Origin of the sequence: Vibrio sp. SCSIO 43155, assembly GCF_023716605.1 — a bacterium.
GTDB lineage: Bacteria > Pseudomonadota > Gammaproteobacteria > Enterobacterales > Vibrionaceae > Vibrio > Vibrio harveyi.
In genome coordinates, this window is the sequence record NZ_CP071852.1 from 1,094,033 (window position 1) to 1,118,269 (window position 24,237).

General features: G+C 43.6%; 22 protein-coding genes. 12 read left to right on the forward strand and 10 right to left on the reverse strand.

Annotation, left to right across the window (positions count from 1 at the left end; genetic code table 11):
* Positions 1–205: 205 nt before the first annotated feature.
* From J4N44_RS05050 to J4N44_RS05070, 5 genes are all read left to right on the forward strand, one after another.
* Positions 206–1,672 (forward strand): hypothetical protein, encoded by a 1,467-nt coding sequence (locus J4N44_RS05050; RefSeq protein WP_009698307.1) that lies wholly within the window; start codon positions 206–208, stop codon positions 1,670–1,672.
* Between the two features lie 238 nt (positions 1,673–1,910).
* Positions 1,911–2,681 (forward strand): ABC transporter ATP-binding protein, encoded by a 771-nt coding sequence (locus J4N44_RS05055; RefSeq protein WP_005446708.1) that lies wholly within the window; start codon positions 1,911–1,913, stop codon positions 2,679–2,681.
* A gap of 79 nt (positions 2,682–2,760) precedes the next feature.
* Positions 2,761–3,531, forward strand: a complete 771-nt coding sequence (gene aotJ / locus J4N44_RS05060; protein ID WP_009698306.1) for an L-arginine-binding protein AotJ — start codon at positions 2,761–2,763, stop codon at positions 3,529–3,531.
* An 81-nt stretch (positions 3,532–3,612) separates the two neighbouring features.
* Complete coding sequence (locus J4N44_RS05065; protein ID WP_017819029.1) at positions 3,613–4,353, forward strand: ABC transporter permease; 741 nt, start codon at positions 3,613–3,615, stop codon at positions 4,351–4,353.
* Between the two features lie 3 nt (positions 4,354–4,356).
* The gene (locus J4N44_RS05070) at positions 4,357–5,034 is read left to right on the forward strand and encodes an ABC transporter permease (RefSeq protein WP_005446711.1); all 678 of its coding nucleotides are present in this window, start codon (positions 4,357–4,359) and stop codon (positions 5,032–5,034) included.
* Positions 5,035–5,134: 100 nt separating this feature from the next.
* Here J4N44_RS05070 and xthA read toward each other — a convergent pair whose 3' ends face one another.
* Complete coding sequence (gene xthA / locus J4N44_RS05075) at positions 5,135–5,941, reverse strand: exodeoxyribonuclease III (RefSeq protein ID WP_009698305.1); 807 nt, start codon at positions 5,939–5,941, stop codon at positions 5,135–5,137.
* Between the two features lie 177 nt (positions 5,942–6,118).
* Here xthA and J4N44_RS05080 point away from each other — a divergent pair, with 177 nt between their 5' ends.
* Positions 6,119–8,236: a methyl-accepting chemotaxis protein gene (locus J4N44_RS05080; RefSeq protein ID WP_252044913.1), complete on the forward strand. Its 2,118-nt coding sequence runs from the start codon at positions 6,119–6,121 to the stop codon at positions 8,234–8,236.
* Between the two features lie 74 nt (positions 8,237–8,310).
* Here the strand turns inward: J4N44_RS05080 and rsmS are convergent, their stop codons facing one another.
* Genes rsmS through dinG form a run of 4 tightly spaced genes read right to left on the reverse strand, consistent with a single transcriptional unit; the run spans position 8,311 to position 11,892 of the window.
* Positions 8,311–8,475, reverse strand: coding sequence for a pleiotropic regulatory protein RsmS (gene rsmS, locus J4N44_RS05085; RefSeq protein WP_005449861.1), 165 nt, complete (start codon positions 8,473–8,475; stop codon positions 8,311–8,313).
* A gap of 2 nt (positions 8,476–8,477) precedes the next feature.
* On the reverse strand, positions 8,478–9,020 hold the full coding sequence (locus J4N44_RS05090; protein WP_047513192.1) for a primosomal replication protein: 543 nt from the start codon (positions 9,018–9,020) through the stop codon (positions 8,478–8,480).
* Positions 9,017–9,802 carry a sulfite exporter TauE/SafE family protein gene (locus tag J4N44_RS05095; protein WP_005449856.1) on the reverse strand — a complete coding sequence of 262 codons (786 nt, stop codon included), beginning with the start codon at positions 9,800–9,802 and terminating at the stop codon, positions 9,017–9,019. Before J4N44_RS05095 ends, J4N44_RS05090 begins: the two co-directional genes overlap by 4 nt.
* Before the next feature lie 14 nt (positions 9,803–9,816).
* On the reverse strand, positions 9,817–11,892 hold the full coding sequence (dinG, locus tag J4N44_RS05100; RefSeq protein ID WP_252044914.1) for an ATP-dependent DNA helicase DinG: 2,076 nt from the start codon (positions 11,890–11,892) through the stop codon (positions 9,817–9,819).
* Positions 11,893–12,406: 514 nt separating this feature from the next.
* Here dinG and J4N44_RS05105 point away from each other — a divergent pair.
* Positions 12,407–13,402, forward strand: a complete 996-nt coding sequence (locus J4N44_RS05105) for a porin (RefSeq protein WP_005449852.1) — start codon at positions 12,407–12,409, stop codon at positions 13,400–13,402.
* A gap of 261 nt (positions 13,403–13,663) precedes the next feature.
* Positions 13,664–14,329 carry a DUF2057 family protein gene (locus J4N44_RS05110; RefSeq protein WP_252044915.1) on the forward strand — a complete coding sequence of 222 codons (666 nt, stop codon included), beginning with the start codon at positions 13,664–13,666 and terminating at the stop codon, positions 14,327–14,329.
* A 97-nt stretch (positions 14,330–14,426) separates the two neighbouring features.
* Here the strand turns inward: J4N44_RS05110 and J4N44_RS05115 are convergent, their stop codons facing one another.
* Positions 14,427–15,131 (reverse strand): rRNA large subunit pseudouridine synthase E, encoded by a 705-nt coding sequence (locus J4N44_RS05115; RefSeq protein WP_252044916.1) that lies wholly within the window; start codon positions 15,129–15,131, stop codon positions 14,427–14,429.
* Between the two features lie 371 nt (positions 15,132–15,502).
* Between J4N44_RS05115 and J4N44_RS05120 the strand changes: the two genes are divergently transcribed.
* The gene (locus J4N44_RS05120; protein ID WP_005449846.1) at positions 15,503–17,728 is read left to right on the forward strand and encodes an NADP-dependent isocitrate dehydrogenase; all 2,226 of its coding nucleotides are present in this window, start codon (positions 15,503–15,505) and stop codon (positions 17,726–17,728) included.
* 127 nt (positions 17,729–17,855) lie between these two features.
* On the opposite strand, the gene cspD is transcribed toward J4N44_RS05120, so the two are convergent.
* The gene (gene cspD, locus J4N44_RS05125) at positions 17,856–18,074 is read right to left on the reverse strand and encodes a cold shock domain-containing protein CspD (protein WP_005427548.1); all 219 of its coding nucleotides are present in this window, start codon (positions 18,072–18,074) and stop codon (positions 17,856–17,858) included.
* A 711-nt stretch (positions 18,075–18,785) separates the two neighbouring features.
* Between cspD and clpS the strand changes: the two genes are divergently transcribed.
* Together clpS and clpA are read left to right on the forward strand one after the other, a co-directional pair.
* The gene (gene clpS, locus J4N44_RS05130; RefSeq protein ID WP_005427554.1) at positions 18,786–19,106 is read left to right on the forward strand and encodes an ATP-dependent Clp protease adapter ClpS; all 321 of its coding nucleotides are present in this window, start codon (positions 18,786–18,788) and stop codon (positions 19,104–19,106) included.
* Positions 19,107–19,154: 48 nt separating this feature from the next.
* On the forward strand, positions 19,155–21,425 hold the full coding sequence (clpA, locus tag J4N44_RS05135) for an ATP-dependent Clp protease ATP-binding subunit ClpA (RefSeq protein WP_005449844.1): 2,271 nt from the start codon (positions 19,155–19,157) through the stop codon (positions 21,423–21,425).
* A 346-nt stretch (positions 21,426–21,771) separates the two neighbouring features.
* Here the strand turns inward: clpA and infA are convergent, their stop codons facing one another.
* The 3 genes from infA to aat form a co-directional block, all read right to left on the reverse strand.
* Complete coding sequence (gene infA / locus J4N44_RS05140) at positions 21,772–21,990, reverse strand: translation initiation factor IF-1 (RefSeq protein ID WP_001040192.1); 219 nt, start codon at positions 21,988–21,990, stop codon at positions 21,772–21,774.
* Positions 21,991–22,070: 80 nt separating this feature from the next.
* Complete coding sequence (locus J4N44_RS05145) at positions 22,071–22,772, reverse strand: arginyltransferase (protein ID WP_009701172.1); 702 nt, start codon at positions 22,770–22,772, stop codon at positions 22,071–22,073.
* Positions 22,769–23,479 (reverse strand): leucyl/phenylalanyl-tRNA--protein transferase, encoded by a 711-nt coding sequence (gene aat / locus J4N44_RS05150; RefSeq protein WP_005450374.1) that lies wholly within the window; start codon positions 23,477–23,479, stop codon positions 22,769–22,771. The genes J4N44_RS05145 and aat overlap by 4 nt, the downstream gene beginning before the upstream one ends.
* A gap of 41 nt (positions 23,480–23,520) precedes the next feature.
* Here aat and J4N44_RS05155 point away from each other — a divergent pair, with 41 nt between their 5' ends.
* The gene (locus tag J4N44_RS05155; protein ID WP_005450372.1) at positions 23,521–23,997 is read left to right on the forward strand and encodes an outer membrane lipoprotein; all 477 of its coding nucleotides are present in this window, start codon (positions 23,521–23,523) and stop codon (positions 23,995–23,997) included.
* Positions 23,998–24,237 lie beyond the last annotated feature (240 nt).

Below are 24,237 nucleotides of genomic sequence, written 5' to 3' on the forward strand. Positions count from 1 at the left end.
TCTGGCATGCGAACAACTTGGTTATTTCGTGTGTAATTCGATTACACAAGTTGCATAAAATTAGATGTGGTTTTGCGGAAATAATACTCAACGATATTTATTGATATCATTCATGAGTGATATTAAAAGCTGGCTTTATTCTTGCTTAGTACCGAGCAAAGACGATTTTTTGGCTAACCATTGCCGCTCAGTTTAGGAAGAAGACATGAAACAGCTTAAAGTACTGCCGCTAGTGGCAATCATTTCGGGATTAATGGTCGGTTGCGGCGGCGGCGGCGGTGGCGGCGGTGGCAGTTCTACACCGAGAACTACATTCACTTTTACTTTTGCTGCCCCAAATGTCATCAGTGAAGCAAACGCACAAAAAGATAGTTGTACTGTTTACGAGCGTAGAGTAGATGGCAATGGCATCAATCAAGTATTAACTTATCAACCAGCTGTAAGTGCACAGTTAACAGGGGATAAGGTTGTTGGTTTCTATTCTGACAAGAATGGTGTCCGTCAAGGCGACTTTATCTACCCATCAGGCACTACTTTGAAATTTGTTCTAGAAGACATTCCTGAGGACGGCTACTTTACTTATCAGTTGCTTGATGCTTCTGGAACCGTATTTACGGCAAACAGCTTTAGTCGAGACTTTTTACAGGACAATAACCTCAGAAACTCAACGTTCTCGATGAATCGAGAGGCGGTGTCTGCTTGTAACAAAAATGGTAACTTTAATAAGACTACCCGAACCGATCTTAACTATGTGGCAACAGAAGCTGGTGGCTTAGAGTACAACTTTATATCTCAAGTTGCTAAAGAGTCTAAGCCTGCTTATTCCATTGACTCTTTGGATGTGAGAGCTATTGGTTCGAAGATGGAGTCGACAGTCGTGCTGCAATATGCGGACGCAGCGAAGACAGAACTGCACCAATATGGTATTCGCGATTGGTCAAGTGAATCACCATTGCCGTTGGTTGGCATGACTGGTTCTTCACCAATCTTGAACCCAACATCTTTTAAATATGACACTTTAGACATCAGTGTACTGGTTGGTGATTACAACTACGAAGTTGCAGAGTTACCTATGTCAACGACGAAGTTCTACCACCCGCTTGAACCTAAAACGGAAACTTGGACTTACAGTGTTGCAGCTGAAAAACCGATCAATGGTTGGACAGTTGCGCTGAACCAAAAGATGTACCAGGACGCAAAATGGGATATCTCAATTGATCCAAGCGCTTACTACAACCTAAATGCTCTGCCTGCAGCACATGTGGTGAGAGGTTCAACGATTGATACTGGTTTTGCTTTCAATGACCAAGATAAAGGCTTTAGCCGCCTCGCATATCGTGCAGAGTCTAACTCTGGAACACTACACCGAGTAACACACAAGATATTTACAACTTTAGAGAGTGATGTCGTTGTTCCGGAATTGTACTACTACACATTCGATGACAGTGTGAAGCAAGATTTGAAAGTTTCTTCTACCAGTGATTACTCACAATCTATTGTCGTGGAGTCTGCTGAAGCAAACCTAAATAGCTATGACTTTGTTTCTCTTTTCTCTCATGGTGATGTGACCGATCTTAAAGTGGATCACGATGGTCTTGTGATCAGTGAAGTTGATTCTGAGAAGGTCAATACGAATGCTCAGAAGTCTGACTTTATGGTGTTGATTAAGTAATAATTAACATTTTTACAAAAAAGAGCCCCTCCAGTGAGGGGCTTTTTTACGCCTGATATTCAGCATTAAAAGAATATATTGCTAAAAATTGCATATTCATTTAATTGTTGTATCTATCTATTCGAATTATTTAGGTTAATAATTTGTTGCAACTTGCGATGGGTGGTGATAGTTTGTTCCAATTCAAAGAGGGCGGAGTCCCTTAATTGCAGTGACAAAAACACAGGGAGTAAGGCGCATGAATGATGTACCAGCGCTAGATATAAAAGACCTGCACAAAACGTTTGGACAAAATGAAGTCTTGAAAGGCATTTCACTTGCCGCTCATAAAGGTGATGTTATCTCCATCATCGGCTCTTCCGGTTCAGGTAAGAGTACCTTCCTTAGATGTATTAACCTTCTTGAAACTCCGACCGCCGGTGAAATTTGGGTAAATGGTGAACTTATCCAGATGAAGAACAACCGAGCAGGAGAGTCAGTTCCAGCTAATGAGAAACAAGTTCAGCGCATTCGCTCTCGTTTAGCCATGGTGTTTCAAGGTTTTAATCTTTGGTCACATCTAACCGTTCTAGAAAATGTGATTGAAGCACCAGTTCATGTGCTTGGCGTACCGAAAGCTCAAGCCATCGAAAACGCTGAACTGCTTTTGAAAAAAGTGGGATTGTACGAACGTAAAGATTACTACCCTGGACATCTATCCGGAGGTCAACAACAGCGTGCTGCTATTGCTCGTGCTCTTGCTGTTGATCCAGAAGTGATGTTGTTCGATGAGCCGACCTCAGCACTCGATCCTGAGTTGGTTGGTGAGGTGTTAGGAGTAATGCGAGATTTGGCAGATGAAGGGCGAACGATGTTGGTCGTTACCCATGAAATGGCATTTGCGCGTGACGTATCTAACCATGTGATGTTTTTACATCAAGGCTTAGTGGAAGAACAGGGAGATCCAGCTAAGCTATTTACAAACCCAGATTCAGAACGATTACAGCAATTTATCTCATCTATCTACTAATATTTCTTGGGTGGCAGTCTTTTGCCACTCATAAGCACAACAATCAAAACCAAATAAAAGCAATCACAGGAGTATGGAAATGAAAAAGTGGTTATTAGCAGCAACGCTTGCTGCAACAGCAGTGTCTGGTGTCGCTCAAGCGAAAGAATGGAAAACCGTTCGCTTTGGTATTGAAGGCGCTTACCCTCCGTTTAGCTGGACAGAAACGGACGGCTCTCTAAAAGGCTTCGACGTGGATATGGCGAACGCACTTTGTGAAGAGATGAAAGTGAAGTGTCAGATCGTTGCTCAAGACTGGGATGGAATTATTCCTTCTCTACTTGCTCGTAAATACGATGCGATTATTGCTGCAATGTCGATCACTGAAGAACGTAAGAAGAAAGTCGACTTCACAGGAAAATACGCACTGATTCCAAACAAGTTCATCGCTAAGAAAGGCGCAAACCTCGATTTTGATAACCTTGATGGTCAAAAAATTGCCGTGCAGCGTGCAACGACTCACGACAAATACCTGACAGATAACTATGGCGACAAAGTTGAAATCGTGCGTTACGGATCATTTGACGAAGCGTACCTAGATCTTGCAAACGGTCGTGTTGCGGCAGTGCTTGGTGATGCGTCTGCACTAGAAGAAGGTGTTTTAAACAAAGCTGGTGGCGATGCTTATGAATTTGTTGGTCCTTCACTAACGGATCCTAAGTGGTTTGGTGATGGTTTTGGTATTGCAGTTCGTAAGCAAGACAAGGATCTAACGAAAAAGCTCGATGCAGCTATTTTGTCACTACGTGAAAAAGGTGTTTATCAAGAAATCGCAGGTAAATACTTTAACTACGACGTTTACGGCGAATAAGCTGTAATTAAGCGACCGTTGGCTTGTTCCTAGAAGTAACCAACGGTCGATCTTTTGAGTTTAGGGATTAGGAACTCACCTATGCTGGATCTACAAGGATATGAAGCCTCGATCTTAAAAGGGGCTCTAGTAACCATCGAAGTCGCAATACTTTCTTTACTTTTAGCGGTCATTCTCGGAATGCTGGGTGCATTGGCGAAGTTGGCACCGTACAAGTGGGCAAGAGCAGTTGCGACGCTTTACACCACCATCATTCGTGGCATCCCTGATTTAGTTCTGATGATGCTTATCTTCTTTGGTGGTCAAATTCTACTTAACAATAGCCTTTACTCGATCAATGAAACACTCAATGAATGGTTTACTGCAAGTGACCCAAATCATGAGTGGACTTCGTATTTGCCAGATTACATCGATGTCAGCCCCTTTATTGCTGGCGTTTTAACCATTGGGTTTATCTTCGGTGCATACATGGCAGAGACGTTTCGTGGCGCTATCATGGCGGTAGACAAGGGTGAACTAGAAGCCGCAAAAGCTTATGGCATGAGCCCGATAATGTCGTTCCGAAGAATTCTATTGCCTCAAATGATCCGACATGCTCTACCAGGCTTTGGTAACAACTGGTTGGTTCTACTGAAAACGACCGCGTTAGTATCCATCATTGGTCTGGAAGATATGGTGCGCATTAGCTCGTTGGCTGCGGGTACAACCAAAATGCCATTCACTTTTTACATGGCGGTTGCAATCATCTTCTTGTTCTTTACCAGTGTTTCAACAGGCTTACTTAAGTTGGTTGAACGCAAATTTAGTATTCACGCGAGGTAAACCATGGATTTTTCATTGATAATTGAAAGTTTCCCGGTCTACCTAGATGGATTGTGGACGACGGTATGGCTTGTTGCGTTAGCACTGGTGATTGGGTTAGCCGTATCGATTCCTCTTGCGATTGCACGTAATAGTGCAAACTACGCACTAAGCCTGCCTTCATGGGCGTTTATTTACTTTTTCCGAGGCACTCCTTTGTTGGTGCAGCTGTATCTGATCTACTACGGCATGGACCAGTTTTTTCCGGTAAAAGACACGCTTTGGGAAAACGCATGGTTTTGTGCTCTGGTGGCGTTTGTTCTCAACACGTCCGCTTATACTGCTGAAATTATTCGCGGGGCAATCAATGGCTTGCCGAAGGGAGAGGTAGAGGCAGCTAAGGCATACGGCATGAGTACGTTTATGACTTACCGTCGCATTATTCTTCCAAGTGCTTTGCGGCGCGCGTTACCTGCCTACTCGAATGAGGTTATCTTCATGCTTCATGGCAGTGCGGTCGCCGGCATCATCACCATTATGGATCTGACAGGTGCAGCCCGTTTGGTGAACTCAAGATACTACGCACCATTTGAGTCATTCTTGACAGCGGGACTCTTCTACATGGCGCTGACATTTATTATTTTGTGGTGCTTCAAAGTGGCAGAGAAGCGCTTCTTGGCGTACCTAAGACCATTGAGCTAACAAGATGGCTTGTTAATTCCACTTCATGTAGGACAATACAAACATCAAAAAAGAGCGCTTGTTGGCGCTCTTTTTTATTTTTAGTCGATGTTAGTAAGAACTACTTGAAGGTTGACCAGATTGGCGCGTGATCTGAAGGTTTTTCAATGCCTCGTAACTCATAGTCAATATCGGATTCTATGCATTTTTCTGCGAGTGATGGTGTTGCCAAAATAACATCAATACGAAGACCACGGTTATCATCGAAGCCACGCGAACGGTAATCAAACCACGAGAAGCGGTCATCGACTTCAGGGTGTAAGTTACGGAAAGTATCTTCAAAGCCCCAATCTAGAAGCGTTTGCAACCACTCACGCTCTTCTGGTTGGAAAGAACATTTACCCGTTTTCAGCCAACGTTTACGGTTTGGTTCGCCGATACCGATGTCTGCGTCGATTGGGCTGATATTGATGTCGCCCATGACAATCAGCTGCTCATCGTTAGTGTGGTGATCGTTGAGGTAAGTCATCAAGTCTTTGTAGAACTGACGTTTGTATGGATACTTAGTTTCGTGAGCAACGTTATCGCCTTGCGGGAAATAACCGTTAAGAACCGTCACTTTTTCACCGTTTTCATCTTCAAACGTCGCCATGATCATGCGCTTTTGGTGTTCTTCATTATCGGTTGGAAAACCTTTTTGAACGCTGATAGGCTCTTGTTTACATAGCATTGCCACACCGTAATGGGCTTTTTGACCGTGAAAGTAAACTTTGTATCCCATTGCTTCTACATCGTCGATAGGGAAGGCTTCGTCGTGAACTTTGATTTCCTGCAGACCAATCACGTCAGGTTGGTGCTTGTCGATGAGTGCTTGGAGTTGATGCAGACGCGCACGAAGTCCATTGATGTTAAAGCTAATTACTTTCATTTTTTATCCTTCTCAGAGGGCGTGTTTGAGCATGATGTTACCATTGCAAAGGCAAGCTGAAAATGGTTCTCATGTAAACGGAATAAGTTTAAAGAATTGTTAAATATGTAATTGCTATTGTGCCTGCGTATGGTTTAATGAGTCTCAAAAATGAGTTTGCTTGAATAAGGATGTTGTATGCGAACCATATCTGTGCAGTGGAAAATTACATTACTCTCCGGGCTTTGCCTGCTCGTCACTTCTTTATCTTTAATTGGTTTTTCGGTCTACAACGCGCTCGGTAACCAAAAGTTGTTGCAGCGAGAAACTAGCTCTTCTGTTATCGAAAAATCTGAACAACTCTTACAGACACGAGCGTTATTAAACGCGACGGAAGTGTCTGAGTATCTCAATGAAGCGACTTACCGCGCTGAAATGTTGGCAGCAAATGCGCTGTTTTTTAAAACCAACTCGGAAGAGAATTTTGGCAGTAGTGAAGATCTTCGCTCCGCTCTGAATGAAATGATTCGTCAGGCAGTGTTACGCTTTGACACGATGCAAGCGGCTTATCTGGTGTTTAATCCCGACATGCTCGACAGTGAAGATGCCAACTATCGAAGTGCCGATTACGTCGGTTCTAATGAAGTCGGTCGGTTTGCGACCTATTGGTCCAAAGCGAGCAATGGTGAAAACGTGTTAGCGAGTACGATAAGTGAGCAAGCCTTGAATGAGAACGACAATGCTGAGCGCTTTTACTGTCCGCTCTCGTCTGGTCAAACTTGCATTGCATCGCCGCGGGTTAACACCAACGATGCTGGTTCCTTCTTAACAACATCGATCTCCATTCCACTCATTGTCGAGAGTATGCCGATTGGCTTCTTGGGTATAGAGTTACGATTAGACCAGTTAGCGAGCATTGCGATTAATTCTGATCAAAGCTTGTTCGCTGGGGCTGGAAAGGTATCAATGATCAGTCTCGATGGAACTTTGTTAGCTTCAGATAGTAACACTGATTCCCCTGGACAGCCTTTTTCGAGTTCCACCATTTCTAATGACAATCTCACTGATTTATTGTTTGGCGGTGAAGCCAAGGTTGAATGGGGTGCCTCTGGTGAGTGGATGACGGTCTTTTCGCCTATCCAAATAGCGAATCAAACGTGGGGTGTGATCTTTGAAATGCCTCGTTCTGCAGTGCTTGCTGATGCGGATCAGTTAGACGCTTTGATTACCAATAAGATGCAAGACGGCGTTATTATTGAATTAAGTGTTGGTGTCGCACTTGTCGTTGTTGGACTGATTACAACCGGACTGCTGGCTAAGACCTTAGTGAAGCCGATTCGAGAAGTTGTCGCTCGTTTGGAAGATATTTCGACAGGGGAAGGAGACTTAACTCAGCGTTTGGAAGTTAAAACAGACGATGAAATTGGTCAACTTGCGAGGGCGTTCAATCGATTTCTTGAGCGTTTGCAATTAACGATTAAAGAAGTCGCAGAAACATCTCGACAAATTGCAGATAAGACCGAACATGCAAAACACGTTGTAGCCGTTACTCGAAATAGCAGTGATTCGCAGTTTAAAGAAGTTGATTTAGTCGCGACTGCTGCTGAAGAAATGACGCAAACAGCGGCGTTGGTGGTACAAAATGCCGAAGTTGCGGTAAAGGCGGCTGGTGAGGCGAGTGAATCTGCAGAAAACGGTCAGAAAGTGATCTTGGCGTCTGAAGCTCAGATGCAAAAACTATTATTGACCATGATGAATGCCGTCCCGGTTGTAGAAGAGCTAGCGAAGAACAACGCCAGCATTACCGAAATTCTTTCTATTATTGAAGGCATTTCTGAGCAAACCAACTTGTTAGCTCTCAATGCAGCAATAGAAGCCGCACGAGCTGGTGAACAAGGTCGTGGTTTCGCTGTGGTGGCTGATGAGGTAAGGAGCTTAGCAAGTCGAACTCAAAGTTCGGTGGGTGAAATTCGAGATGTCATTGCTAATGTTCAAAAGGGCACGCAAGCGGTTGTTGAGTCCATTACAGAAGGGAATCAAAGTGCGCAATCCTCTTCTCAACAGGTGAATATGGCGGTAGAGGAATTACAGAAAGTATTTGAGTCAATTGCTGCGATAAGTGATATGAATAATCAGATAGTAAAAGCGGCAGAAGAGCAGCAATCTGTCTCTAATGAGGTGAATCAAAGTGTGGCGAACATTCGCGATCTGAGCAGAGAAATCCTTAATCAAGCGCAAACGTCGGAAAATACAGGTATCGAGATGACCTCACTTTCTGATCAACAGCAAACCTTAATGTCTCAATTCAAAGTATAACGTGGTATCAACGCAAACTCAGCTTAAACAAAGAGGAGCGAAATCGCTCCTCTTTTTTGTCTATTTGTTGTCTATCAGTTTGCGTTGATCTTATTTTCAAGATCGCTTTGTACGATCTTAATCGCTTTTAGCGCTATTTTAGGATCGATTTCATTCGTTTCTAGCAAGTAAATTAAATCGACAGCTAGCTTGATCTCTTCTGGGGCATCATCCAGTGGTGATTTCGATTCTTCAGACATGCTCAATTGTTCTCTCTTTGGATTACTTGCTTTTCTAGCTCGTTTAATGCAGCTTCACAGCGAATCAGTCGTTGTTTTGCCGTTAATACAGCTTTCTGCGCTTCGGTGCGTAAATGAGCTGGAGCAATGGCAACTATTTGTTGTTTTTCTATAACCATCTCGCGCAAGCGACGAGCCCATTCTTTATGCTGCGCGACTTCTTGTTTTAGTGCATCAAGGGACTTGTCTTGTCGAGCGGATTTCTTAGGCTTTGCTTTAGGTATCTCGGCGATAGAAATTTCGCGTTGAATTGCCGTGATTTGGGCAACCAATCGGTCAGTCAGATATTCTGCTCGTTGCGCATTTAACTTACCTTCTTTTTGCTCCTTGATGATGTCGTTTAATGTCGCTCTTGCTTCATTGACACAAGGAACTAACAAACGAGAGCGGCAGCGAAATAGGCGTTCATCAAACAGCATTGCCTCATGGTGACCTCGCTGATGGTCAAGTGAAGCCGCTTTCTCAGACATTTGTTCTAGACCATTGGAAAGCTGTTTGATGTTCATGATAAGCCTACAAACCACGCATCATAAGCGAGTTTAATTGCTAATACGCTGACAACAGAAACAAACACAGGGCGAATAAATTTAGAACCAAAGCGGATTGCAGAGTGAGCACCAACAAATGCGCCTGCCATTAAACATACGCCCATTGTTAATCCTAGCACCCAATTTATATGACCCAAAACAGCAAAAGTGACAAGAGAAGTGAAGTTGCTAGTAAAGTTCATCGCCTTTGCTAAGCCGGAAGCGAGCAAGATGTTCAACCGATAAAGCGCCATTGAGCTTACAGTCCAAAATGCGCCAGTCCCTGGTCCGGCTAGACCATCGTAGAAGCCGATTGAGAATCCTTGCAGATACTGCTTTTTATTCAACATTGGGCATGGTTCGGGTGTCGGGCTCTGGTGAGTCGATTGTGGAGCTTTATGGAACACGGTATACATCGCGGCAGCAAGAATAATGAGAGGTAAAACCTTCTCTAGCCATTCAGTACTGATTGCGTCGACAAACAATGTGCCGAGCGTGGCACCAACAAGAGTCGCCACAAACGCTCGCCCCCAGCATTGTGGTTTAAACAAACGCTTCTTGTAGTATGTGAAAGCGGCAGTAGAAGAGGCAAACGATGCTGCCAGTTTATTTGTGCCCAATGCAATGTGCGGAGGGAGTCCCAACGACAATAAGGCAGGGACGGTGAGCATACCGCCACCGCCTGCAACTGCATCGATAAATCCAGCAACAAAAGCGACGAGCGCCAACACCAACAGCATGGTTGGCTCAATCATTTCCATAAATCGTTATTCTTCTAATATTCTATCTTGCGTTTAAATGGCGGCAACGAGTCAATTAAGGCTTGCCCGTAGCGTTTTGTTATCAAACGTCTATCAAGGATGGTCACTCTACCAGAATCGCGCTCTTTGCGCAGTAAACGACCGACACTTTGAATCAGTTTTTTGCTCGCATCAGGCACAGTAATTTGCATGAATGGGTTGCCCCCTTTCTTTTCTATGTACTCTGAGTGCGCTTGCTCTACGGGTGAGGTAGGGACACCAAAAGGAATCTTAGTAATGACCAAGTTTTCCAATAGCTCTCCTGGTAAATCAAGACCTTCCGAGAAGCTACCCGTGCCAAAGAGAATACTGGTTTTCTGTTGGTCGACGAGCTTTTTATGTTTTTTTAGAATTTCTGCACGTGAACTTTCGCCTTGTACTTGCAGTGCCCAGCCTCGTTTTACAAAATCAGCACTTAGAGCATCTGCGACTTGGTTCATCTGCCAATATGACGAGAATAATACCAAGTTCGCTTTGTTGTCTTCTAAATACTTAGGCAAAATTTCAATAAGATATTCGGTAAACTGTGGCGCTTGAGGTTCATACTTCATCGCAGGGATTAAAAGCTCCGCTTGGTTCTGATAATCAAAAGGTGACGCCAAGGCTAAAAACTGCGTACCTGACTCAGGTTTTGCGTCTACTCCCACTTGATGGCAAAAGTAATGGAATGAATTCAGTGCACGCATCGTAGCAGAGACTAATACCGCACCGATACAACGACTCCAGATTTGTTGATCAAGTTGCCAGCCAATTTCCAAAGGTGAAACGCTCACAATATAGTCACCTTCACGATCTGGGTGCTTCTCAAGCCACCTTGCTAACGGTGCCCCTTTTTCTCGTGTTGGCTCTGCCATCAAGTTCCAAACTTGAGCAAGATTTTCTAAGCGCTGAATGTAGAACCCCAATTCAGCCAGAGCTGGCTCTGCTAACCTTGAAGAAAGTTCCCCGTCTTTTACTCGCTCAGCAATCAAATCCGCAATTTTCGCGACACTTTGGTTTGCTTTTTTACTGAGCTGTTTTAAATCTTTAGATTGATTTTCTAACCAAGTTGGAAGTTCGCCATGTTCAAAGCGATAGATGTTTTCTTCAAATTGGTTTGGGTCAAATTGCTTTGTTAATTGGCTAAGCGTGGGAATGAGTTCTTGTACCGACTCCTGCAAGTCATTGCGAAAGCGTGCGACGCGTTTCTCGTCTGCCAATGATGAGAATTTGCTGGTGGACTGATTGAGTTTCTCTAACCAAGCTGCCGCTCCTTTTAAGCTTGCAGATGCGGAAGCGTGGTCTCGTGCAACGTGCGGAAGATGATGCGCCTCATCAAAGACATAAATAGTATTTTCCGGCTCGGGCAGAATTACGCCACCACCCAGATCGGCGTCTGCCATTACTAATGAATGGTTTGCGATGATGACATCATTTTTATCCAGTTCTGAACGTGCTTTTTGGAAAGGGCAGTTACGATGAGCTGGTAGGCTGTTATTACAGCTGTGCTTGTCACTGACAATCAATTGCCAGATATGGTCATCAATAGGTTTTGGCCAGGAGTCGCGGTCGCCATCCCATTTGCCTTGAGCAAGAGAACGGTACATGGTTTCCAACAAATCAATGTCTTTCTTTTTTGGCTTAGTCTCAAACATGGCAAGTTGTCCGCCATCGACACCACTTGCCGTTGCGAGTTTCTCCGCGCAGCAATAACGTTGTCGCCCTTTTGCCAGAATAAAAGAAAACTCTCGGTCGGTAATACGACGAAATAATGGGAGATCTTTATTCACCAACTGTTCTTGCAACGCGACTGTTGCAGTCGAAATCACGACTTTTCGGTTGTTGTAGACTGCCACGGGAATAACTGCCATCAGATATGACAATGACTTACCGATCCCTGTTCCTGCTTCTGCAACAAGCATTCTATTCGATTTGTGGTATTGCCCGCACAACGTCTTAGCAATCTCTGCGACTAGGTAATTTTGCGCTCTTCGAGGTACAAAGTTATCCAGTTGAGCTTGTAAGTTCTGGTAGCTGGTTCTGATCGATTTTTGGATGTTACTAGTTAGCATAAGTGCCTCAAACGCGTGGGGCGCGCATAGTAGCACACATCACTAGTTGTACTGTAGTTCACAAAACGGAATGCTTTTATGTGGAATGTAGATCTTGTTCACAAAAAAATATTGAACTCAATCTAAATGAAAATAATTTCATTAGGTGAAAAATATAAAGCTTCAAAAATACCATTTGACCAGAATTTTATTCTGAATTGATTCGGTTTTTTGTTGTTTTAAGGTTGTTTATCTCTTTTGTTTATCTTTTGCTAAATTAAGAAAAATCAAGTCGATTGTTTAGAACTTCATCGAATAATTGAAACTTAAATTTCTATGTTGCTGTAAAATAAAGATTTTTTTGTTTTTTGATGTTGTGATTTAGAAAATTTGACAGCCAGAATAATCTTTTGCACTCTAGTGCCCAGATTTTGCAGGTAAAGCATTGTTGCGATTTGATAACAAGCGACCTCAAAAATATAAAAAAGGGAATCGGAAAGGATATCCCAATCTAAGAAAAGGCAGTGGATTAATTATGAAAAAGACTCTAGTAGCTCTTGCAGTAGCAGGCATCTCTACGTCTGCACTAGCAGCAGGCAACATCTACGACAACGGTACAACTTCTTTCAACCTTAAGGGTGAGATCGATACTTACCTAAGTACAAGAGAAGCTAAGCTAGCAGGCAAGCAAATCAAGAAAAACGACCTTGACATTGACCTATGGGCAAAAGTTCAAGTTGATGCTACTCATAAAATCAACGATGACGTTAAAGTGTTTGGCTCATTTGAGCTAGAAAACGGTAACGGTTTCGGTTACGACGCAGACAACAACAAGGTTAGCACAGACGACCTTTACTTTGGTGCTTACTTCGGTGATAACTGGGGTGTTGCTGTTGGTGAAATTGGTGACTTCGGTGACTCTCTAGACGCGATCACAATCGACAACACTAACGAAGGTTACGGTTACGCTGATGACTTCCTAGGTTCTCTTGAAAGTGCTGGTCACGCAGTATCTGTTAAGGGCAGCTTTGACCAGCTTACTGTTATTGCAGATGCATACTTAAATCAAGACGAAAATGTTGATACTGCATTCGGTCTATCTGCACAATACGTAATCAACGACATGTTCACCGTAGGTGCTTCTTACCAAGATCAAGGTAAAGCAGAAGTTAAATTCGCTGATGTTAAAACGACTGTAGACCACAAAATTTTGGGTATCGCAGCTCGCTTCAACATGGATAACTTCTCTACAGCGGTTAACTACATTGCTGAAGAGTGGGACAACGTTGACGTAAACACTTGGTCTGCTGTTGCTGCATACCAAATGAATGAAGCTCGAGTTTACACTTCATTCGGTTTCACTGATATTGATGACTCAGACGCAGATGCTAACTACTACACGTTTGGTGCTGATTACGCAGTGACTAGCAACGTTCTTTCATTCCTAGAATACTCAGTAGCAGAAGCTGACAACGGCACTGCGAAACTTGAAGATACTCTAGTTCTTGCTGGTGTTTACTACACGTTCTAATTACTGAACTTAAGTAGATATAGTAAAAGGTCGCAGTTATTGCGACCTTTTTTCTATAGAGTATATAAGCAAATCCTTCTTGAACTCTGGTTAATGTGAAAGAGTGTGAAACGTCAAGGGTTGAGTGCGTTTACCAATTATCTACAGTCAATGATGTAGAAATGATTGGCTTTTCAGCAATGATTTCCTCAAACTGTGATGAACGGTAAACGAGATTTAACACTGTTGATGTAATTAATTGAATTTTAAGGTTATTAGGATATGAGACTAAAAGCTTGGACTGTAGCATTTGTGCTTGGGTTGTTTGGTACAACAGCGAACGCAGACACAACAAATAAAGCTGATACTTCAGCAACCTTAACTACCGCTCAAGGCGTTCAAGTGCTGTTTATAAATGGCGTTGATGCGGACGATTTGAGTGCACCGTTTCCCCTAGTTGAAGGCTCAAACCAAATTGTAGTTAAAGTTAATAAGGGGATTGGTCGTGGTGAAAAGCGTACCCAAGTTAAATCCTCACCATATATTATCGGCTTGAGTGTGGGTGCAGGAAAGCTATACATTGATGCGCCGTCTTTTAGAGAGCAACGTCAGGCTGAGAAGTTGTTCGAACAAGACAAAATGGACTGGAAAGTAAGTTTCAACGATAAGTCTATTGATTACTCTCAATATAAAATGCCAGGTGAGAAAGGTGCGTTCCCTTACTCAAACCTAGATGAGCAACTAGCGGAATACAATGAAGCTAATGGCGTTTTCTTTGCTAACGGTAAGAGAGTCGAATTGTCTGAGCTACAAGCAGCGACGGCTGTAACGGCAACTAGCAAAAGCGCGCAAAGAGTAAAATCACCGGTAACAAAAGCGAAGATTGCCTACCTAGAAATGACAGACGAAGAACGTCAGGCATTCATGAAGTGGGTTGCTCAACAATAAATATTATTGGTGACGACAAAAATATAAAAAGCAGGTCAAGACCTGCTTTTTATATTTTTTGATGCGAGTGTTTTTTGATGTGCGAGCTTAGACGAGCTTAGAGAGTGACTTCTCGCCATTCTCCCGGCTTCAAGTCGTCAAGCGCAATATCACCCATGGAGTAACGTACTAAACGCAGTGTCGGGAAGCCAATATGTGCTGTCATTCGTCGTACTTGGCGATTTCGACCTTCAATGATCGTAATTGCTAGCCAAGTTGTAGGAATATTAGCTCTAAACCGAACGGGCGGATTTCTATCCCAGATCTTTGGTTCAGGCATCACTTCTACTTTTGCTGGTAATGTCATGCCATCTTTCAATTCAACACCTTTACGAAGTTTTTCCAAGTCCTCTTCATCAGGTGCTCCATCTACTTGTACCCAGTAAGTTTTTGGCGACTTTGATTGAGGTTGTGTCAACTTTGCTTGCAAGATGCCATCATTTGTTAGCACCATCAGACCTTCGCTATCTCTATCTAACCGTCCTGCCGCGTATACATCTTTGACAGGGATGTAATCCGCTAACGTTTTACGACCATCTCCATCGGTAAATTGGCTCAACGTATCATAAGGTTTGTTGAAGATGATCACCTTACGGTCTTCTGGTGCAATGCGTGGTTTTGTTGACTTTGATGAACGGGTAGAGCGCCCTGGTCGATTTTTCGCCTGTCCATTTGAATGGTTTGACTTGCCTGAGCGTTTAAAATGGCTCGGTTTAGAGTGGTTACTACGGCGACCTTTTTCATGACCCGTGCGAGATGACATGTTAACTACCTTGCAAAAATGTAAATGAACTGTGTTTGAAAGTTTTAAGTTTTCTTCTTATCGGCTATCATTTGCGCGCCTAAAACTAACAAAAGCGCACAGAATAATAGACTATTTCGTGTTATTTGTTTAATGATATAGCCAAGTTGCTTTTAGAGAGGTGTTTTTGCAAAAGAACTTCATGAAAGCAAACTTGGCACAAAGTGCACTCATGGATAGAGAGCCATAGAGCTTCAAACTATAAGAAAGAGTGCAAACCGCATGTCACGTTGGTGAGGAGGAATGCACTACTAACGTTAAGCAATGCGTAAATTCAACGAACTCAGTTGCTGAGTTGTTCAGCTTAGTTGAGTAAAAAATAGGGAAATTTCATGCCTACAGAAAAACCTACAATTATCTACACAATCACTGATGAAGCCCCGGCGTTAGCAACCTATTCATTACTACCAATCATTCAATCGTTTACTGCATCGTCTGGCATTAATGTAGATACTCGTGATATTTCGTTAGCAGGTCGTATCATCGCTAACTTCCCAGAGCATTTAAAAGAAGAACAGCGCATCGGTGACGCGCTAGCAGAACTTGGCGAGTTGGCGAAAACGCCAGAAGCAAACATCATCAAACTTCCAAACATTTCTGCATCTATCCCGCAGTTAAAAGCTGCTATCAAAGAGCTGCAAGCAAAAGGCTATGAGCTACCAAACTACCCAGAAGAGCCGAGCACTTACGAAGAAGAAGCGATTAAAGCGACTTACGACAAAATCAAAGGTAGTGCGGTTAACCCGGTTCTACGCGAAGGTAACTCAGACCGTCGTGCGCCACTTTCAGTAAAGAATTACGCGAAGAAGAACCCGCACTCAATGGGTGCATGGTCAGCGGATTCTCAATCTCATGTTTCAAGCATGGCAGACAACGACTTCTTCGGTAGTGAAAAATCGGTAACCGTTTCTGGTGCTACTGACGTAAAAATTGAATTTGTCGCTGCAGATGGTTCGGTGAAAGAACTTAAATCGGCGTTCCCTTTACAAGACAAAGAAGTGATCGATTGTTCGGTAATGAACAAGAAAGCGCTTGTTGAGTTCTTTGAGAAGGAAATTGCAGAAGCAAAACAGCAAGACGTTCTGCTCTCTCTACACATGAAAGCGACCATGATGAAGGTATCGGATCCAGTTATCTTTGGTCATGCTGTTAAGGTTTACTACAAAGACGTGTTTGCGAAATACGGCAAGCTATTCGAAGAGCTAGGCGTTGATGTAAACAATGGTATCGGTGACGTATACGCGAAGATCGACGCGCTACCTGCTGAACAAAAAGCGGAAATCGAAGCGGCGATCCTTGCGGTATACGAAACACAACCAGCACTCGCGATGGTTGACTCAGATCGCGGTATTACCAACCTGCACGTACCAAGTGACATCATCGTTGATGCTTCTATGCCAGCAATGCTGCGTGCATCTGGTCAAATGTGGGGACCAGACGGCAAACAGAAAGATACTAAAGCAATGATTCCAGATCGTAGCTATGCAGGTATTTACCAAGCGGTTATCGATTTCTGTAAAGAACATGGTGCATTTGACCCAACAACTATGGGTAGCGTACCAAACGTAGGTCTAATGGCTCAGAAAGCTGAAGAATACGGTTCACACGATAAGACATTCATTTTAGATGCAGCAGGTACTGTACGTGTTGTAGATGCTTCTGGTGCGGTTCTTCTTGAGCAAGAAGTAGAAGAAGGTGACATCTTCCGTATGTGTCAGGTCAAAGATGCGCCAATCCAAGATTGGGTGAAACTTGCGGTAACTCGCGCTCGTGCTTCGGGTGCGCCGGCTGTGTTCTGGCTTGATGAAGCGCGTGCTCATGATGCAGAACTTATCAAAAAAGTGAATGCCTACCTTCCAGCACACGATACTTCAGGTCTAGAAATTAAGATCCTTGCGCCAATCGATGCATGTAAATTCTCTCTAGAGCGTATCAAAGAAGGTCTAGATACCATTTCTGTAACGGGTAACGTATTGCGTGATTACCTGACCGATTTGTTCCCAATTTTGGAGCTTGGTACTTCAGCGAAGATGCTATCTATCGTTCCGCTAATGAACGGTGGTGGTCTATTTGAAACGGGAGCAGGAGGTTCGGCACCTAAGCACGTTCAGCAAGTTGAAAAAGAAAACCACTTACGTTGGGATTCTCTAGGTGAGTTCCTTGCGCTGGCAGCTTCTCTAGAGCACCTAAGCTCTGTGGCGGGCAATGCGAAGGCTCAAGTTCTTGCTGACGCTCTTGATAAAGCAACAGGCGAGTTCTTAGACGAAAATAAATCACCTTCTCGTAAAGTAGGTGAGTTGGATAACCGTGGTAGCCATTACTACTTAGCATCGTACTGGGCGAAAGCATTGGCTGAGCAAACAGAAGACGCGGATCTTGCAGCAGAGTTTGCCCCTGTCGCAAAAGCGTTGGCAGAGCAAGAGGAAGCGATTGTGTCTGAGCTAAACAACGCGCAGGGTGTAAAAGGCGAGCTAGGTGGTTACTACTCTCTTGATGATTCTCTAGCGTCTACATTGATGCGTCCAAGCGCAACGCTGAACGCTATTATCAATAAATAATCTTGTACACGCTACTTCGGTAGACCTATAGAAACAATAAACCCGCTTTACGCGGGTTTATTTTTCTCTTCATAAAAGCGTGTGCTTCTACGAGAGCAAATGATTTGTCTTTCCGACAGCGCTCTATTTATTTGGCTTGGCCTTCTATTGGAACAACGCTGCTTGCGTGTGAACCTTTTGGACCTTTTTCAATCTCGTATGAGACTTGTTGGCCTGCTTTCAGTGTACGATAACCGTCCATTTGGATAGTTGAGTAGTGGGCGAAAATGTCTCCTTCCTCTTCGTCTGAACAAATAAACCCAAATCCTTTGGCGTTGTTAAACCACTTTACTGTACCTGTAGCCATGCTTTTACATCCCTCATGCATTTTTTACTGATGTTGTTACTTCACCCAAGCCATCCCTTCAGCTTGGTCTCATTGTTAGCCTTGCTATGCTAGTAATTGCTAACACACGTCGAGTGTGCACATCCACATTCATCAAATTGTTAGAAATCCAACAAATTCAGAATGAGGATTTATGCATCAACACTTTCCACTGTAGTCAATGAATCTCGTCAGTCAATAGTGAAAGACAACATTAAGAAACATATTTGAAAACAAATCACTTTTGAGATTAACAATTTTGCAAACTCAATCGAGGTGGTTCGCCGAAGTTTAGATAAAAGGTCTGCAAGGTATTGAAATAGAGCGAAGGCATTCTAAACCAAGTGTGTACATTAGAAGATTCTACTAAATGAATAAAAAGTGATGTTTTCGTGATATTTAGCGACTTTTCCGTTGTAAGTGTGATCTTGGCAGTTTAAGAATGTTTATCGGTTATATGGAAACAGAGCAAAAATTGATAGTTCTAACAGCAAAAAATAAGCGTTCTAAGAGATAAAAATCTTTTATTTGCGCGCCTGCCGGAGGTGCATTAGTCTCTATATGAGGACGCAAATTTTATCTATCAAAATCGAATTAGGTGTCATATCTCACTACACCGCACGGCATGCTTATGGTAGATTGTTTTTATAGGTCGAAAACATCAACCCTTTGATACGATATCTTTGAATTGCCATGAGTAAAAATTTTGAATGGGTGACTCCAGACTCAGATCTTCTGGAGCGAGAAAGTACAAAAGTTCAGCCGCCAAAGCTATACAACGTTGTACTCAATAATGATGACTATACACCTATGGATTTCGTCATAGAGGTGCTTGAGCGATTCTTTTCACATGATATTGATAAAGCAACGCAAATCATGCTCAAGATTCACTATGAAGGAAAGGCAATTTGTGGCACATACAGTGCAGAAATTGCCGAAACAAAAGTAGCGCAAGTGACGATGTACTCAAGGGAAAATGAGCATCCGCTACTATGTACTATGGAGCAAGCGTAATAAGAAGACTTGCTCGAGCAACCAAAGTTGTTCTTTCGGGAGGTACTTATGCTAAATAAAGAACTAGAGTCAAGCCTTAACGGTGCATTCGCTCGTGCACGTGACAAACGCCACGAGTTCATGACTGTCGAACACCTCCTACTTGCATTATTGGAGAATGATGCAGCTAAGGAAGCCCTTCTAGCCTGCAAAGCGGACCTTGATGCTTTGCGTAACGAACTCGATATTTTTATCGACCAAACAACGCCGCTCATCCCAGAAAGCGATGAGACGCGCGAAACCCAGCCGACATTGAGTTTCCAGCGTGTACTTCAACGCGCCGTCTTCCATGTTCAGTCGTCTGGTCGAAGCGAAGTGACCGGGGCAAACGTTCTTGTTGCTATTTTTAGTGAGCAAGAGTCTCACGCCGCTTATCTGCTGAAAAAGAATGATATCTCTCGTTTGGATATCGTTAACTTTATCTCTCATGGTATTACCAAAGCTTCTGGTTCAAGCGAAGACTCTTCTTCGTCCGACTCTTTTGGCTCGGAAGCGCCTGAAGAAACCAACCCAGAAGAACGTTTAGAAAGCTTTGCTACAAATCTAAACCAAGTTGCAAAAGCCGGTAATATCGACCCTCTTATTGGTCGTGATAAAGAGCTAGAGCGTACAATCCAAGTACTTTGTCGCCGCCGCAAAAATAACCCATTACTTGTGGGTGAAGCTGGCGTAGGTAAAACGGCGATTGCCGAAGGTCTCGCTTGGAGAATCGTTGAGGGGCAGGTTCCTGAAGTGATTCAAAACAGTGTGATTTACTCACTGGACATTGGCTCTTTACTCGCTGGTACTAAATACCGTGGTGATTTCGAGAAGCGCTTTAAGTCTGTGTTAAAGCAGCTAGAGAAAGAAGAAGACGCGATCCTGTTTATTGATGAAATTCATACCATCATCGGTGCGGGTGCCGCTTCTGGTGGCCAAGTCGATGCCGCTAACCTGATCAAGCCTCTACTAAGTAGTGGTAAGTTGCGTTGTATCGGTTCAACGACGTACCAAGAGTACAGCAACATCTTTGAGAAAGAGCGTGCATTGTCCCGTCGTTTCCAAAAGATCGATGTGGTAGAGCCTTCTCTGGATGATACAACCAAAATCCTAATTGGTTTGAAACCTAAGTATGAAGCCCACCACGAAGTACGTTATACCAATAAAGCGTTGCGTGCAGCGGTAGAGCTGTCAGCGAAGTACATCAACGAGCGTCACTTGCCAGACAAAGCGATCGACGTTATTGATGAAGCAGGCGCCCGCAGTCGTCTAGCGCCAGCAAGTCGTCGTAAAAAGACCGTTGGTGTTGCAGACATCGAAGCGATGGTCGCTAAGATGGCACGTATTCCAGAGAAATCAGTATCATCTTCAGATAAAGACATTCTGAAGAATCTGGATGACAAGATGAAGATGCTTGTGTTCGGTCAAGATACGGCAATCGATGCACTGTCAGAAGCAATCAAGCTATCTCGTGCTGGTCTTGGAGTGGATAACAAACCCGTTGGCTCATTCCTGTTTGCAGGTCCAACAGGCGTTGGTAAAACAGAAGTTACCGTTCAGCTTTCTAAACTGCTAGGCATTGAGCTACTGCGCTTTGATATGTCTGAATATGGTGAGCGTCACTCGGTCAGTCGCTTGATTGGTGCGCCTCCAGGTTATGTTGGCTACGACCAAGGTGGTCTATTGACGGATGCGGTGATTAAACATCCTCATTCGGTCGTGCTGCTTGATGAGATTGAAAAAGCACACCCGGATATCTTTAATTTGCTACTGCAAGTGATGGATAACGGTACGCTAACGGACAACAACGGTCGCAAAGCGGACTTCCGCAACGTGATCCTTGTAATGACCACGAACGCAGGTGTAGCTGAAACTGAGAAGAAATCGATCGGTCTTATCCAACAAGACAACAGTCATGATGCGATGGCGGAAATCAAAAAGGTATTTACCCCTGAGTTCCGTAACCGTCTAGACAATATCATTTGGTTCAATAGCCTAGATGAAACGGTTATCCATCAAGTGGTTGATAAGTTCATCGTGGAGCTACAAGTGCAACTGGACGCTCGTGGTGTGTCGATGGAAGTATCGCAAGATGCGCGTCATTGGTTGGCTCACAAAGGGTACGACAAAGCGATGGGAGCTCGCCCTATGGGACGTGTTATCCAAGAGCAGCTTAAGAAACCTTTGGCGAATGAACTTCTATTTGGATCACTGGTTGACGGTGGTACAGTGAAAGTTACGTTGGTGAAAGACGAGCTTAAGTTTGAGTACTTAAGTGAGAAAGAAGCTGCGCTTCACTAAGCTTAGGTCTTGTTGAGTTCTAAAAGCGTGCGCTTAGTCGTGCGCTTTTTTATGCCTGCTATATATTCTCAATTAACCTCAATGAGCTTGGTTCAGCGAGAATGACTTGATTTGAAGGCAGGCAACTATTTGAAACGCTGGCTATTTCGCTTCATTGTCTTCCTTGCTTACTTTCGGTAAACAGAGAATCAATGATAACGCTTTGAATCCTGTAACTTGAAGTCACTTGAGTATAGCTTGTAGCGTGAATTGAATTCCCAAAGCCAGACTGGTTTCTAAAACAAATGACAAGCAATAAAAAACGGAGCTACGAGCTCCGTTTTTTATTGTATTCGAAAATCAGAGATTAACGAGCACGGAAGACGATGCGGCCTTTAGATAGGTCGTATGGAGTCATCTCTACAGTTACTTTATCACCAGTAAGGATACGGATGTAGTTCTTACGCATCTTGCCAGAGATATGTGCAGTCACAACGTGACCGTTTTCAAGTTCAACGCGGAACATAGTGTTTGGTAGAGTGTCAAGCACAGTGCCTTGCATCTCAATTACGTCTTCTTTAGCCATTTAATCCTCTTTAGAAATTAGGCGGTATTAGCGGGCTAATTTTGCCGCTAAACAGTAATTATGTAAAGTTGGGGCGTATTCTACCCTTGCCAACGCTGATTTACTAGCCTTTGGTGTCTCTGAAAGCGAGTTTTGTAGTTCATCGCCGGACATTCATCGATTTGATACCCTAGATACAGCCAATGTTTGTTGTGCTGTCGGCAGTATTCTAGCTGGAAAAGCACGCCTAAGGTCCCGAGAGACAAAGGATAATCTGGGTCAAAGAAGGTGTAAAACGCACTCGCACAATGCTCCATAATATCAGTGACAGCAACGGCTACTAGGCGCGCTTCGTCATCATAAACATGAAGAAAGCCAGTCGTTAACCATGTTGTTTGAGCAAATCGCGCGAACTCGTCTTCCCGAGGTGGATACATAGTACCACTTTGGTGCCGTTCGCAAATATAACGGCTGTAGAGTTCAAACCAATTTGAATCGAGCTCAGGTTTCATCTCCCAATGCAGTGCCTTTCCTTTGTTTAGCAAACGTTTCTGGCTTTTGGATGCTACGAAATCCGGTACTGCGATTCGGATTGGTTGACAAGCACTACAGTGCTGACAATGCGGCTTGTAAATGGTGTCTCCACTGCGGCGGAAACCATTAGCCATCAATACTTGATAGCTTTGCTCTGTATGCAAATCAGCATCAAGAGCTACTGCCACACGCTCTTCACGCTCAGGTAAATAGCTGCATGGATGGTTGTTGGTTAACCCAATACGAATATGTTGGAGATCTGTGCTCATGATACCGCGCCCTGCAAAATCTGTGGCTCAAACGTGCCCAAATCGGTTTTCTTATCTCTTAAAGATAGTAGTTTTTGTATGAAATCGTCGCGTTGGAGTTCAAATGCACCAAGCGATGCTAGGTGTGGGTTCATCACCTGACAATCAATCAATTGACCTTGATTTGACGCCAAGTGTTCGCACAGATACCACAATGCGATTTTTGAAGCATTGTCTTTGAGGCTAAACATCGACTCACCACAAAAAAGTCGACCGACGCTAATACCATATAGACCGCCAATTAATTGATCGTCGTGCCATACTTCTACTGAGTGACAATGACCACGCTTTGCAAGCTCGATATAAGAAGCTTGCATCTCGTCATTGAGCCAAGTCTCTTCCGCAGGGCGGGTGGAAGAGCAAAACTGAATGACACGTTCGGTTGCGTTGTTTAACGTTACTTTATACTGTTGTTTACGCTGAAACTTTTTCAAACTCTTGGAAGGCGTAAAGGTCAAAGGATCGAAAACAGCTCGTGGTGATGGACTCCACCAGAGAATTGGCTCTCCGGGACCATACCAAGGGAAAATGCCTTGTTGATAGCCACATAGGATGCGATCGGGGTTAAGGTCGCCACCAAACGCCAATAAACCGTTTGGATCGCTCAGCGCATCATAGGGAGATGGAAAAGAGAGCGAATCATCAAGTTCAGTTAAATAGATAGCCATAAAGAGAAGTTTACCAACATCAGAGCCTATAGGAGCTTATTATGAGCAGAGAAAGACTTAATATAAAACGATGGGCATGGATCATACTGTTTTTGCCATTTTTCGCCAATGCAGCTTATGAAAGAAATGTAGCAAAACCAGTCAATCAAGTGGTGTATGGCAAAGTCGATTCTGTGCGATACATAACTCAACAAGAAGTAAAGCAATCACAAAGTAACGGTTGGGAAACGCTTCTTGGTGCCACAATTGGTGGTCTAGTTGGCAACCAATTTGGTGGTGGCACAGGTAGAGAAGTCGCAACTGCCGTGGGCGCACTCGCGGGGGCCGCAGTCGTTCGAAATCGAAATAACTACGAATACACGGTTGAGTATAAATTGGTTGAGCTGCTAATTAAGGTTGATGGCAACAAACTTATCAACGTCATTCAAGACGTTGATAATAGTATGCTGTTTAACCGTGGTGATGATGTACGCATTCTGTATTTTGATGATGGTGTCAGGGTTGATATTGCGTATTAGATATTTCTAAGTAACCTCGAGATGTTTGGGGTAGCGACAATGGCTTGGTTTGTTAGCGTGGTTAGGATTTGAAGGTTCAGTGGAGCCAAGCCAAAAGTTGGCAACCAATACACTGCGTTGTTTTCTTTGCTCTCGAGTCAATGACAACGGTCTGAACCATGCATCTTGATGTCACTTGGGTATATGTTTGTACTGCAAAAACGAAGTTGACTAATTATTCAAAAATTAGCGTAGATTTGC